The 13,993-nt window shown below is 45.4% G+C and carries 9 protein-coding genes; 6 read left to right on the forward strand and 3 right to left on the reverse strand.

The genetic code is table 11. The annotated features are described in order from the left end of the window. The first annotated feature begins 47 nt into the window (after positions 1–47). Positions 48–3,074, forward strand: coding sequence for a TonB-dependent receptor (locus tag BGK61_RS12950; protein ID WP_076012118.1), 3,027 nt, complete (start codon positions 48–50; stop codon positions 3,072–3,074). 195 nt (positions 3,075–3,269) lie between these two features. Further along, the gene (locus BGK61_RS12955) at positions 3,270–3,953 is read left to right on the forward strand and encodes a type 1 glutamine amidotransferase domain-containing protein (protein WP_076012117.1); all 684 of its coding nucleotides are present in this window, start codon (positions 3,270–3,272) and stop codon (positions 3,951–3,953) included. 64 nt (positions 3,954–4,017) lie between these two features. Here BGK61_RS12955 and argR read toward each other — a convergent pair whose 3' ends face one another. After that, positions 4,018–4,482 carry a transcriptional regulator ArgR gene (argR, locus tag BGK61_RS12960; RefSeq protein WP_014999637.1) on the reverse strand — a complete coding sequence of 155 codons (465 nt, stop codon included), beginning with the start codon at positions 4,480–4,482 and terminating at the stop codon, positions 4,018–4,020. Between the two features lie 237 nt (positions 4,483–4,719). Here argR and mdh point away from each other — a divergent pair, with 237 nt between their 5' ends. Continuing rightward, the gene (mdh, locus tag BGK61_RS12965) at positions 4,720–5,658 is read left to right on the forward strand and encodes a malate dehydrogenase (RefSeq protein ID WP_014999636.1); all 939 of its coding nucleotides are present in this window, start codon (positions 4,720–4,722) and stop codon (positions 5,656–5,658) included. A gap of 270 nt (positions 5,659–5,928) precedes the next feature. Here mdh and BGK61_RS12970 read toward each other — a convergent pair whose 3' ends face one another. Beyond that, positions 5,929–6,717: a DUF2071 domain-containing protein gene (locus tag BGK61_RS12970; protein WP_076012116.1), complete on the reverse strand. Its 789-nt coding sequence runs from the start codon at positions 6,715–6,717 to the stop codon at positions 5,929–5,931. A 474-nt stretch (positions 6,718–7,191) separates the two neighbouring features. After that, positions 7,192–9,813, reverse strand: a complete 2,622-nt coding sequence (ppc, locus tag BGK61_RS12975) for a phosphoenolpyruvate carboxylase (RefSeq protein WP_076026087.1) — start codon at positions 9,811–9,813, stop codon at positions 7,192–7,194. Positions 9,814–10,046: 233 nt separating this feature from the next. Here ppc and BGK61_RS12980 point away from each other — a divergent pair, with 233 nt between their 5' ends. From BGK61_RS12980 to BGK61_RS12990, 3 genes are all read left to right on the forward strand, one after another. Next, positions 10,047–10,667, forward strand: coding sequence for a BamJ family beta-barrel-assembly machinery protein (locus BGK61_RS12980; protein ID WP_014999633.1), 621 nt, complete (start codon positions 10,047–10,049; stop codon positions 10,665–10,667). Between the two features lie 292 nt (positions 10,668–10,959). Continuing rightward, positions 10,960–12,138, forward strand: a complete 1,179-nt coding sequence (gene fabV / locus BGK61_RS12985) for an enoyl-ACP reductase FabV (protein ID WP_076012406.1) — start codon at positions 10,960–10,962, stop codon at positions 12,136–12,138. Positions 12,139–12,650: 512 nt separating this feature from the next. Then, positions 12,651–13,991, forward strand: coding sequence for a Na(+)-translocating NADH-quinone reductase subunit A (locus BGK61_RS12990; protein WP_014999631.1), 1,341 nt, complete (start codon positions 12,651–12,653; stop codon positions 13,989–13,991). Positions 13,992–13,993: the final 2 nt, after the last annotated feature.

The raw sequence follows: 13,993 nt of genomic DNA on the forward strand, positions 1-13,993 counted from the left end.
CCCTACTAGCGAACCTAAAACAAATTTAAACAAAAAGGGAAACACACATGAGAACATCAGCAAAGTTCAGTCGCATTGCGGCTGCGGTTGCGCTGTCAATCGGTTTGTCGTCTACTGCAATGGCGCAGGTAACGTCATCTGAATTGAACGGTAAAATTATGGGGCCTCAAGGTAACCCAGCAGCAGGTACCGTTGTAACGGTAACTCACGTTCCTACTGGTGCTGTGAAAACAGTAACAGTTAACAGTGGTGGTACATTCAGTCTTCGCGGTCTTCGCGTTGGTGGTCCATACACAGTTGTTATTGATTCTGATGAATTCGCTGATCAAACAATCAACGATGTTTACTTAGAGCTTGGTGAATCAGCATCTATCGAACGTATGCTTGAGCCTGCGGCTCAGTACGAAAACATTGTTGTTACTGGTTCTCAAATTAGCAGCCTTTCTTTTGGTCAAACTGGCCCAGTAGCAAGCTTCGACCTTTCTACTCTTGAAGAAGCGCCTGCAATTAACCGTGACATCACTGATATCGTTCGTATCGACCCACGTATCTACGTAGACGAAGGCGGCAGCAACGGTATCCAGTGTGTGGGTAAGAGCCCACGTTTCAACAGCTTGACTGTTGACGGTGTTCGCATGAACGACCTTTTCGGTCTTAACTCTAACGGTTACCCAACAGAAAGAATGCCTTTCTCTTTCGACGCTATTGCTGGCGTTTCAGTTGAAATTGCACCTTTTGACGTAATTTACGGTGGTTTCTCTGCGTGTAACATCAGTGCAGTAAGTAAAACTGGTACTAACGAAGTTCACGGCTCTGCATTCTACGACTACGGTAGCGACAGCTTACGTGGTGACTCTCTAGAAGGCGACGACATCAACCTAGGCGCGTACACTGAAAAACGTTACGGCTTCACCGTTGGTGCACCGCTAATCAAAGATAAACTATTTATCTTCGCTGCATATGAAAAGCTTGAAGGTGCAAACACCTTCGACCGTGGTGCTATCGGTTCTGGTGCAATTAACGAAGTTAATATTACGCAAGCAGAAGTTGAGCGTATCCAACAGATTTCTCAAGACGTTTACAACTTTGACGCTGGCGGTGTTCCATCAAGCCTTGCTAACGAAGATGAAAAGTTACTTGTTAAATTAGACTGGAACATCAACGACCAACACCGTTTGGCGTTTACCTATAACTACAACGACGGTAACAACTTCTCTGAGTCTGACGGCGATTCAAATGAATTTGAATTCTCAAGCCACTTATATGAGCGTGGTGCAGAGCTTCAGTCTTTCATCGGTGTACTTTACTCAGACTGGACAGACAAATTCTCAACTGAAATCCGTATCGCACGTACTGAGCTTGATAACCTTCAGCGCTCTTTCTACGGTGACGGCACTCCAGGTGGAAATGATTTCGGTGAAATCCTAATCCGTATGGCTAACGATCCGGATGACTCTTCAGATAACCTAACAGTTTACTTAGGTTCTGATGACAGCCGTCAAGCCAACGACCTAGACTGGGATGCAACTAGCATCATGTTCCGTGGTAACTATTACTTCGACAACGGTCACACGCTAACTTTCGGTTACGAAAACGACAAGCTTGATATCTTCAACCTTTTCGTACAGCACGCTGAAACTACAACTACGTTTAACAGCATTGACGATTTCGAAAACGGTGCTAATGCACGTATCGAATACGGTTATGCATACTCGGGTAACCTTCTTGACCGTGCAGCAGAATGGGGCTACACGTCTCACTCAACCTACGCGCAAGACGAGTTCTACCTTACTGACGACCTAAAAGTAGTTGCTGGTCTTCGTTATGACTGGATCACAACTTCAGATCGTCCTCTAGAGAATACAGACTTCACTGATTCTTACGGTTACAGCAACAGTGCTAACCTAGACGGTGTAGACCTTCTTCAACCACGTGTTGGTCTTAACTACACGCTAAGCGATAGCACAGAACTACGCGGTGGTTTTGGTCTATTCTCAGGCGGTAACCCTAACGTTTGGATGACCAACAACTATCAGAACACTAACGTTACTGGTGGTGAAGTAAGAAACGACTACGCAAACATCCTAGATGGCAGCATCACTTGGGTTAACACTGAAGACGGCGTTACTGCTGGTCCAGGTTACTCAGTACCATCTGACCTAGATGCAACAATGGATTCAGGTGTTGGCCGTAACTTCGAGCCAAACAATCTTGACCCAGACTTCGTAATGCCTAGCGAGTGGAAAATCTCTGCAGGTATGACGCATGTAACTGACGAAGACTATGTATTTAACCTAGATCTATTGGTGAGCATCACGCAAGACCAAGCGATGATTAAATACAAAGGTATTGAAGCTGTTGGCGTAACAGAAGACGGTTATGTTGATTACGAGAGAAATGGTTTGGGCTCACTAGAGTTAACTAACTCAAATGAGAGCTCTACTTCTTATTCATTAACAGCAACAATGAACAAGTCTTGGGACAACGGCATCTCAATCGTTGGTGGTTACAACTACAGCCACGCTGAAGATGTTCAGCCTATGACTAGCTCTGTAGCGTTCTCTAACTTCCAGTACCGTGCATTCCACGATCCAAACGAAGAAGTGTCTTCACTATCTGATTGGAACATTGCACACCGCTTTACGTTAGACTTCCGTTATACAACGCAATTCTTCGACGGCTTAGACACTACGTTCTCTGCATTCGCGGTTGCTCAGTCTGGTAAGCCTTACAGCTTCACACTATCACGCAGTGACAGCCAAGCAGCTTACGGCACACCATACTTGGATTCTAACAACGTTCTTCCAATCGGTGCTGAGCGTAACGATGAAGAAAGCCCATGGTGGGCGAAGGTTGACATCGCGGTTCGCCAAGATGTTCCTGCGTTCCATCAAGACCACACTGCACAAGTATTCTTCGTGATTGATAACTTCACGAACATGCTTAACGATGATTGGGGTATCCTAGAAGAGACTTCATTCAATACAGCTGTAGTTGGTTCTTCTAACCCAGAGCGTCGTCAAGGTGATGCATCACTTTGGGAAATGCGTGTAGGTGTTAACTACCGCTTCTAAGCTGTAGATAGACACTAACTACAAGTTGTAGTGTTAGGTGCCACTCTCCTTAACAGGAAGTGGCACTTTTTTATGCCTGTTATTTATCTCACAACTAAGTAATCAACCGATCTCTCACCCTTTTTAATGATCTAACTGCGTACTTTAGCCGAAGTAATTCACAACGAATTTTTTAAATGCTCGCAAGGAGGGCTTATGTCTAAACGTATGTTAATGGTAATGACATCTCACGAAATTATGGGTGATACCGGTAACAAAACAGGTATGTGGTTGGAAGAGTTTGCTGCACCGTACTACGCATTTAAAGATGAGGGCTACACGATCACTTTGGCGTCTCCTATGGGAGGGCAGGTGCCAATTGATCCAAATAGCCTTGCGGACGATGCGATGACAGATGACGCTATGCGATATACCAAAGATGAGCTAGCGCGAAGTGCAATAGCGTCGACTATTCCCCTTGAAGACGTGAGAGCAGAAGAGTTTGACGCGGTATTTTATCCCGGCGGACACGGACCATTGTGGGATCTGTCAGATAACGCTCACTCTATTAAGCTCATTGAAGACATGATTGCAGCTAATAAGCCTGTTGGAGCAGTATGTCACGCGCCAATCGTCCTTAAAGATGTGAAAACCCCTGATGGAAAGTATTTGGTAGATGGCAAAGCGGTTACTGGCTTTTCAAATAGCGAAGAAAGTGCAATGGAACTCACTGAGGTAGTGCCTTACTTAGTTGAAGATGAACTGGTTAAAAAAGGCGGTAGGTATGAGAGTGCCGACGACTTTGCAGTAAAAGTGTGTACCGACGGGTTATTGGTGACGGGGCAAAACCCGCCTTCATCACGACCAGCAGCTGATGCACTAATTAAGCTATTGAGCTAGCGGGACAATGTATTTCTTGAAAGCGCCCTCTTCAAGAGGGCACTTTTCAAAATCGTTTTATGAACTAAACGTTTTCGAACAGATCCTCGACACGCTGCCTTAGTTCTTCAATTCTAGCAACATCAGCTGGTGCGATGAAAATTGTGTCGTCACCTGCAATCGTACCCAAAACACCGTCTTTCTTACTTAGAGAGTCGAGAAGGCGCGCGATAAGCTGTGCCGCTCCTGGGCTTGTTCTAATAATCACCATCACATTGTTATGAACGATATCAAGAACCAGCTGTTTCAGAGGGCTTTTCGCAGTTGGCATACCTAACTCTGGAGGCAAGCAGTACACCATGTCTCCCCGGGCATTTCGCGTACGGACCGCGCCGAACTTGCTTAACATTCTAGAAATTTTAGATTGACTGATGTTGTCAAAACCTTGTGCTTTTAATGCATCAACAATTTCGCCCTGTGAACCGTAACTTTCTGCTTTAAGAATTTCTTTAAAAGCTTTGATGAGTAGCTCTTGCTTTGCGTTTGCCATTAGCGCTCTTTTCTTTTTTGAGGGTTATCGTTAGGAATTGTATTTAGTATGCGTATATTGTGCCGCACAGGTAGACTTTGCGCAATTTCTTTGCATAATCATTCATGATAATGAATATCGAGATAAAATCGCCATAAATAACGTTAATAAGACGATCCGGTGATTGAGTTTTCCCCCGCGTTGCATTAGTGTGACGTTCCGTTTAAATACGTGAAGTAATCCCATAGGAGAAATGGTATGAAAGTAGCCGTGTTAGGTGCTGCCGGTGGTATTGGTCAGGCGCTGTCTTTGTTGTTGAAAACACAATTGCCAGCAGGTTCAGATTTAGCGCTTTACGACGTAGCGCCAGTTGTTCCTGGTGTTGCCGTTGATTTGAGCCACATCCCCACTGCGGTAAAAGTAACCGGTCACGGTAAAGATGACCTAGCTGATGCACTAACTGGAGCAGACGTTGTTCTAATTCCAGCGGGTATGCCTCGTAAGCCAGGTATGGATCGTTCTGATCTATTCAACATCAACGCCGGCATTGTTAAAAACCTAATCGAAGGTGTAGCTGATAACTGCCCGAACGCGTGTGTTGGTATCATCACTAACCCAGTTAACACTACTGTTGCTATTGCAGCTGAAACGCTTAAAGCAAAAGGCGTTTACGATAAGAACAAGCTATTCGGTGTAACGACACTAGACGTTATCCGTGCTGAAACGTTTGTTGCTGAACTTAAAGGTGTAGACGTATCTTCTGTGCACGTACCGGTAATCGGTGGTCACTCTGGTACAACTATCCTTCCTCTACTTTCACAAGTTGAAGGTGTAGAGTTCACAGACGAAGAAGTTGCTAGCCTAACTACTCGTATCCAAAACGCGGGTACTGAAGTTGTTGAAGCTAAAGCGGGCGGTGGCTCTGCAACCCTATCAATGGGTCAAGCAGCAGCACGCTTCTGTCTATCACTAGTTGCAGCAATGCAAGGTGAGAACGTGGTTGAGTACACTTATGTACAAACTGACGACAGCGAAGACGCAGCATTCTTTGCACACCCAGTTCGCCTAGGCGCAAACGGTGTTGAAGAAATCTTGCCATACGGCGAGCTAAGCGCATTTGAAGAAAAAGCGAAAAACGACATGCTTGAAGGCCTACGTGGCGACATCAAGCTAGGCGTTGACTTCGTAAACGGCTAATAGCGCTATTGGCGGGGAAGCCTGAAAAGGCAATCAAAACGTAGACCCGCCGTGAATACGTCCATGTAGGCTTCGCCACCGCATCCCTGCGGTGGAGAGCCTACATTTCAATCGCCTTTCCAGTCCTTGCACCAAGATGAAATTTTATTAGCTCTCATTTCTCTAAAAAGAAGTGTTTCTGTTACCACCTTACGTATCCGGCCTTTTTTGTTGCATCTTTGCAGGCTGCGTCGCGACATCCTTGGTACAGGAGCTTATAAGCTCTTCGCGTTATTTAATGACAGTCGGTGGCAAGTAAATAGTAAACTCATTGATGGGTTCTATCAGGACGCTGTAAGGCGAATGTTGTTCTGACTCTCTAACAATGTCGAGATCAGATAAAAGCTTGAAACTCGCAGATACAAGTTTAGCGGGTTTAACAGCTAGTTCTTTATGCCAGACGCGATAAGTCCCCAGTTTGTTATCACTTCGATAATAAAAGCCTGCGAGAGGGTGGGTTAAATAAACTAAAGCAGATTCTACGTCGGGAAAGCCCGGGAAACTAAGCTTGTCACTTTCACCTTGCACTAAGTCTACCGACGCAGGGGCCCAATCAGAAACGGTATTCATTCGATACTTGTTATAGAGACCACTCTCTTTGTCTTGCTCACAATCAAAACGAACCCTTCCCGAATGCCACGGCAGGTTCCAAACGTATCGGGGAACGGCTAGCGTCCAAGAATCTAGCGTAGTACCAAGAAACCAGACACAACGCTCACCCGTTTCTTTATCGATGATGTAAATGCGATAATTGGTTTGTCCCATCGTAAATTTAGGGAAAGGGAACACGGCGGAAGTGAAATCAACGTCGATAAAAGGTACTACGGATATGAGCCCAAGCTCTTGACCATTTCTTTCAATAGTGTCGAGTTGAAACCTCTCGGGGAAAATTCCTTCAAATCGCTTAGCTGGCACTGCGTAAGTGATAATTGCAAAATGCTGTAGGCTACATACAACGTCAATTCCACTCGGTTTGGGTCTTTCGATCAAATAGTCTTCTAGCTTCCTTGATTCTTGCACAAAACTTCCTTGGTTAAATAGATACGAGTCGAAAAAAGAGGAGTAACGCTTGCTTTCGTCTAAAAGCACAAATCTGTTTGGTGAATGGCTGTTTAATTCAATGCACAACGACAAATTTTGTTACTAATCAGGTCCGTATTTTGTTAAGTCGTTTACGTCTTCGTTATTTACCACCTCCATTCTGACTGTTTTTTATTTGAATTCAACAAGGATGTGTTATGAGTCTTTTAAAACGAATTACTTTACTTTTTATCGCTCTTTTATCCTTTTCAAACGCCATACTGTTGCGGCTACAAGCAATACCAAACCATTAGCAGACACTGCACGCGCTCAACTGCCAAAGTATTAACCCTTAAAGGCGATGCACTTCCCTTTACCGATTGCAAAGCATGGTTAGCTCATGTACATAGTAATAATAAAAAAGCCCGCTACGTAAAACGAAGCGGGCTTTTTTGGTTTATAGGGTTAGCTTACTTAGCCCGTGTTACGCATACCAATTGCGATACCCGCGATGGTGACCATCATGGCACGCTCTAGGCTGGTGTTCTGTGCATCGTCACCCGCTTTACGAATACGATCTAATAGCTCAATTTGCAGGTAATGAAGGGGCTGAAGATATGCTGCGCGGATCTCCATCGACTCCTTACCCTGCGGATCGTTCTTCATAATGTCGTCTTCGCCAGTAATAGCCAGTAGCGACGAGATGCTCTCTTTAAGCTCGGCACGTAGAGCTTCACCAAAGTGTTTAAGCTCTTTTGGTACCAAGCGCTCATCATAAGCTTCACTGATACGCGGATCGGCTTTATGGAACACCATGTCTAGCATTGAAAGACGTGAACGATAGAACGGCCATTCGCTGAACATCTCGTTAACCACTTTTTCGTTTTCCGGGGTTTTCACGCTATCAATAGCACGCATAACGCCTAGCCAGCTTGGTAGCACCAAACGGGTTTGTGCCCAAGCAAATATCCATGGGATAGCGCGTAGGCTTTCAATACCACCTTGTGGCTTACGCTTCGCCGGGCGGCTACCCAATGGCAATTTGCCTAACTCTTGCTCTGGCGTTGCTACACGGAAGTAAGGTACAAACTCTTTATCGTGACGCACGGTTGCACGGTAGTTGTCACGACCTTGGGCTGCCATTGCAGTAATTAGCTCTCGCCATTCTTCTTTAGGCGCCGGAGGCGGGAATAACATGGCTTCAATTATGGCGCTGGCGTAAATACCTAGGCTGCGTTTAGCCAGCTTAGGCATACCGAATTTATAGCGAATAGTTTCGCCTTGTTCTGTTACGCGGAAGCCGCCGTCCAGTGAGCCAGGAGGCTGAGAATAAATAGCAGCATGCGCTGGCAAGCCACCGCGACCAATCGTACCGCCACGGCCGTGGAATAAGGTCAAGCTCACGTCAAACTCATCAGCAATGGCAACTAAGGCTTCTTGTGATTGATATTGCGCCCAACCTGCGGCAAGTGCACCTGCATCTTTAGCTGAGTCTGAGTAACCAATCATGACGAACTGACGACCTTTTACGTAACCGCGATACCAGTCGATAGACAGAAGTTTGCGCATTACGTCAGGCGAGTTGTTCAAATCGTCTAGCGTTTCGAATAATGGCGCCACTGGCATTGGCCAATCTACACCACTTTCTTGAAGTAGAAGCTGTACGGCCATGACGTCTGATGGCTCACTTGCCATAGAGATTATGTAAATACCAAAGCCGTGTTTGCTGTGCTTTGCAATTACCTTACAGGTATCCAGCACTTCTTTCACTTCTTCAGACGCATCCCAATGAGCGGGGAATAGCGGGCGCTTTGAGCCTAGCTCGCGTAATAGGAACGCTTGTTTATCTGCTTCGCTCCACTGTGCGTAGTCACCAAGACCAAGATAGCGTGTTAGTTCGCTAAAGACGTCGGCATGACGCTCAGAATCCTGACGTACGTCGAGGCGCAAAAGATGAATGCCGAATACTCGTGCACGGCGAATAGTGTCTAGCAATAGGCCGTTGGCAACTACTTGCATACCGCAGTCTAACAGTGACTGATAGCAAAGCATCAGTGGCTCAATTAGCTCATCATCACTTTCAACCCAATTTGAAGTATCTGGGTTTTTACCTGCTAGGTAGTCGCTAATGCCATCGCGGGTAGCGATGAATTTATCGACAAGTGGACGCAGTAGGGCGCGGTACGGCTCGTTGGCGTCGCCCACTTTCTCGCGCAACGCGTCGTTGCAGTCGTACATTGAAAGCTCAACTTGCAAGCGATCAAGATCAATAGCGAAAAGCTTGGCTGCACGTTTTCTAGCAAGCAATAGAACTTGCTCAGTCACTTTTGACGTTACAAATGGGTTGCCGTCTCTGTCGCCGCCCATCCAAGAGCTAAACTGAACGGGTGACGCATCTAGTGGCAGTGATACGTCATAATCTTCATTCAGGCGGTCATCAAGTTCGCGCATGAAGTCAGGCACTGCTTCCCACAGTGAATTTTCGATAACAGAAAAACCCCAGCGAGCTTCGTCAACCGGCGTAGGTCTTACCGAACGAATTTCTTCGGTGTGCCAAGCCTGCGCAATAAGGTCAGCTATGCGGGTTTCAATTTTCTTACGCTCAACATCATTAAGCGATTCCTGGTGAATTGCCTGAAGGCAGTTCGCCAACTCTTTATGTTTGTGAATAAGTGTACGTCGCGTAACCTCAGTCGGGTGCGCGGTAAGTACAAGGTCAATGTTTAGCTTTGCTACTGCATCTTGTACTTTTTCAGCTGTCAAATCAGCTTTATCTAGGTGCTTAAATAGTGCATCTATCGACGCATCAACGTTCATTGCTGCGTTGTATTCTTGCTCAGCAATATTGCCTAAGTTCAAGAATTGTGCGAATGCACGGCCAACAGTAAGCAAATCGCTGTCAGACATTGTTTTGAAAGTTTCTTTCAGTTCTTCGCTACACGTAGCGTCTCCCTGATAAGAAGCTCGGCCGCCTTTACGAATCTTTTCAATACGGTCTAGCCACTCTTGACCCAATTGATTTTTGATTGTTTCACCCAAGGTTTTACCTAGGTATCGAACGGTATCTTTCAGTTCAGCATCGTAGTGTGTTTGCATGCTATCCTCCTAAATATATGGCCTTAACCATACTGTGTCCTTTGCGACTTGTCTAACCACTTTCGGTTATAATTTACAACATTTTGATACTTTTGCACCCTAGTTAACATTGCTCAAAGCAAGATATTTTGTGGTGTGATACACTCTTGCACCGGAAAATGCAGAAACATTCTCGCGCTATGCGTTTTGTTTGAAATTTGTACTGCATTTGTAATTTAATTTCAGGAGTTCTTGTGACTGATACATTCAATACAGTAGAAACCCAAGCAAGTTACGGCATTGGTTTTCAAATGGGTCAACAATTACAATCAAATCCGTTTGACGGACTAGCGATTGATGCTGTTGTAGCTGGCCTAAAAGACGCCTTCGCAGGTCAAGCACCTCAGGTTGATAACGACACACTACGTGATGCGTTTGGCGAAATTCACAAGCGTATGCAAGCGGCTAAAGAAGAAGCGAGCAAAGCGGTTATTGAAGAAGGCACAAAGTACCTTGAAGAAAACGCGAAGCGTGACGAAGTAACCGTAACTGAATCTGGTCTTCAGTACGAAGTAATTGCTGAAGGTGACGGTGAAACACCGGTTGCATCTAGCACAGTACGCGTTCACTACCACGGTACGCTTATCAACGGTACTACATTCGACAGCTCTTACGAGCGTGGCCAGCCAGCTGAATTCCCAGTAGGCGGCGTAATTAAAGGTTGGACTGAAGCACTACAGCTTATGAAAGTAGGTGCTAAGTATCGCCTATACGTGCCACACGATCTTGCTTACGGTGAGCAAGGCGCGGGTGCAGCTATTGCACCATACAGCACGCTTATCTTTGACGTAGAGCTACTTGACGTTCTAGGTTAATGTGTTGTTCACAGGTGTGCAGTTCTGTACACCTGTGTTCCATCTCTTCTTATTCATAGTTCATAGCACTTTAAATATTAGCCCGCACTTCGCTAAGTTTAGCGTTATGGCCTAAAGTTTCTTTCTCTTTTCTTCTCTGTCTTTTCTCTTAAATACAAAGCAAACCTCAATTTGGTACGTTGTTTCATTGGTGTCGCCTTGCGTTTGCGATATGCTAGGTTTCATCTGCTCCGAGTTGTTATCAGTGGCTTCGGCATTACAATAGCCCCACGCTCAAATAAGGAAAATTATTATGGTTATCAAGCCTAAAGTGAGAGGCTTCATTTGTACAAACGCGCACCCGGTAGGCTGTGCAAAAGCGGTTGAAGAACAAATTGCTTATGTAGAAGCAAAAGGTGACTTAGGCGAAGGCCCTAAAAATGTACTGGTTATTGGTAGCTCAACGGGCTACGGCTTAGCGTCGCGCATTACCTCTGCATTTGGCTATGGCGCAAAAACGCTAGGTGTATGCTTTGAAAAAGCACCAACAGAACGCAAAACAGGTACTGCGGGTTGGTACAACACCGCTGCATTCCATGAAACAGCCAAAGCAAAGGGCTTGTATGCAGAGACCATTAATGGCGATGCTTTTTCTGATGAAATCAAAAATGAAGCTATCGAAAAGATTAAAGCGGAAATGGGCAAGGTCGACCTGGTTATTTATAGCCTTGCTTCCCCACGCAGAACTGACCCAGAAACAGGTGTCACATACAAGTCTACGCTTAAGCCAGTAGGGCAGGCGTACACCACAAAAACTTATGATACTGATAAAGACAAAGTACATGAGGTATCGCTAGAGCCAGCCAACGACGAAGAGATCCTTAACACCATTAAAGTTATGGGTGGGGAAGACTGGGAGCGTTGGATGGACTTTTTACGCGAGGCCGACGTACTTGCTGAAGGCTGTAAAACCACCGCATATACCTATATCGGTAAAGAACTAACATGGCCTATTTATGGTCAGGCGACTATTGGAAAAGCGAAGGAAGACCTGGATCGCGCCGCTGCGGCCATTATTGGTAAAAACAGCGACCTGTATGTACAGGCGAACGTAAGTTCATTAAAAGCTTTGGTAACGCAAGCAAGCTCGGCTATTCCTGTAATGCCTCTGTATATTTCACTTATTTACAAAGTGATGAAAGAGGAAGGGACGCATGAAGGGTGTATTGAACAGATTTATGGCTTGTTCACTCAGTGCCTGTTTGGCGACACGCCAACGTTGGACGAAGCAAATCGTTATCGCATGGATGGAAAAGAAACTAACGATGCTACCCAAGCCAAAATTAAAGCGCTATGGGACCAGGTGACACAAGAGAACTTTCATGACTTAAGTGACTACAAAGGTTACAACCATGAATTCTTGAAGCTATTCGGTTTTGACATTTCAAGTGTTGATTACGACAGCGAAGTTGACCCAATGGTTAATTGGTAATACCTAAACTTACCATTAATTAACCTAATGCTAATATGCGTAAAAGCCGTCTGATTTGACGGCTTTTTTGTACCAAATTTTAAGTCGATATTTGGGGTAGAGAGCAAAAATGTAAATGAATAAGACCAAAGGTTTACATTAAATTGTAGAAAAATTTGCCTTTATCTTGAATTAGCGTGGCACAAACGTATGGGTTAATGCTAAAATCCCGAAATTAAGTAGGGGTCTTTTCTGCCTCTACCAAAACAGCAGTGGCGATTGCAGCTACACAACAATAATAAAAAGTGTAAATTTCTGCTGGTGGTCTATAAAGAAAGGGCGAATTAAGCGTCCGCAAAAGGAATTATGCGTTACGGCTTCATAACAGGCTGACCGTAGCAATTGCAGCAAGTTCCATCAATCAACAACGAAAAGGTGTTCTACACCTGTTAATAGTGCGCTTTTGCATGCTGACAGGCAGGTTTTCTGCGGTCATGCAAAAGGGTATTTCTATTAGAGTAGTGCGATTACATATGATAAAAATCAAGAAAGGTCTCGACCTCCCAATTGAGGGAGCGCCAAAGCAGGAGATTGCTGATGCATCTGCTGCAACGCGCGTTGCCATTCTGGGAGAAGAATATGTGGGTATGCGCCCTACCATGCACGTCCAAGTTGGCGATGTAGTGAAGAAAGGTCAGGTGCTTTTTGAAGACAAAAAGAACCCTGGCGTTAAATTCACTGCCCCAGCAGCGGGTGAAGTGGTAGAGGTTAACCGTGGTGCAAAACGTGTTCTTCAGTCTGTAGTTATCAAAGTGAACGGCAGCGATGCTGTAACTTTTGATAAAATTGCAGCTGACCAGATCGCGAGCGCTTCACGTGAGCAGCTTCAGTCAATCCTTGTAGAGTCAGGCATGTGGACAGCGTTCCGTACACGTCCATTTAGCAAATCTCCTAAGCTAGACTCTGTTCCAAGTTCAATTTTTGTTACAGCAATGGATACCAATCCACTAGCAGCAGATCCTGCTGTGATTATTGCTGAGCGCCAAGACGATTTCGTAAATGGTCTTAAAGCGTTAACGCAATTGAGCGGCGGCAAGACTTACGTTTGTAAAGCGGCAGGTGCTTCTGTTGCTACTGGCGATGCGGCAGTTGATGTTGAAGAATTTGGCGGTCCTCACCCTGCGGGCCTACCGGGTACTCACATCCACTTCCTTGATTCTGCTGGCATGAACAAAACGGTTTGGCACATCAACTACCAAGACGTAATGGCAATTGGTGCATTGTTGACCTCTGGCGAGCTAGATAACCGTCGTGTTATTTCTCTTGCAGGTCCTGCAGCAACCAACCCACGCCTAGTGCGCACTGTAATAGGCGCAGACTTGACCGAGCTTACTGCTAACGAGCAAGTAGACGGTGAAGTACGTGTTATCTCTGGTTCTGTACTTAACGGTACGACAGCGATGGGCGTTCACGGCTTCCTTGGTCGTTTCCACACCCAAGTTTCACTACTAAAAGAAGGTCGCGAGAAGAAATTGTTCGGTTGGATCCTACCTGGTTCAAACCAACACTCTGTGACACGTGCTTACTTAGGTCACCTAAGTGGCAGCAAGAAATTTGATATGACAACAACTACCAATGGTTCTGAACGTTCTATGGTTCCAATTGGTAATTACGAACGCGTTATGCCCCTAGATATCATTCCTACGCTTCTGCTTAGGGACCTGATTTCTGGTGATACTGACGGTGCTCAGACGTTGGGTTGCTTAGAGCTGGACGAAGAAGATTTGGCATTGTGTACTTATGTATGCCCTGGCAAATATAACTACGCTCCTATCTTACGCGACTGTTTGACCACGATAGAGAAAGAGGGTTAAGT

It is taken from the genome of Alteromonas abrolhosensis (assembly GCF_001953635.1).
In the GTDB taxonomy this organism is placed as follows: Bacteria; Pseudomonadota; Gammaproteobacteria; order Enterobacterales; family Alteromonadaceae; genus Alteromonas; species Alteromonas abrolhosensis.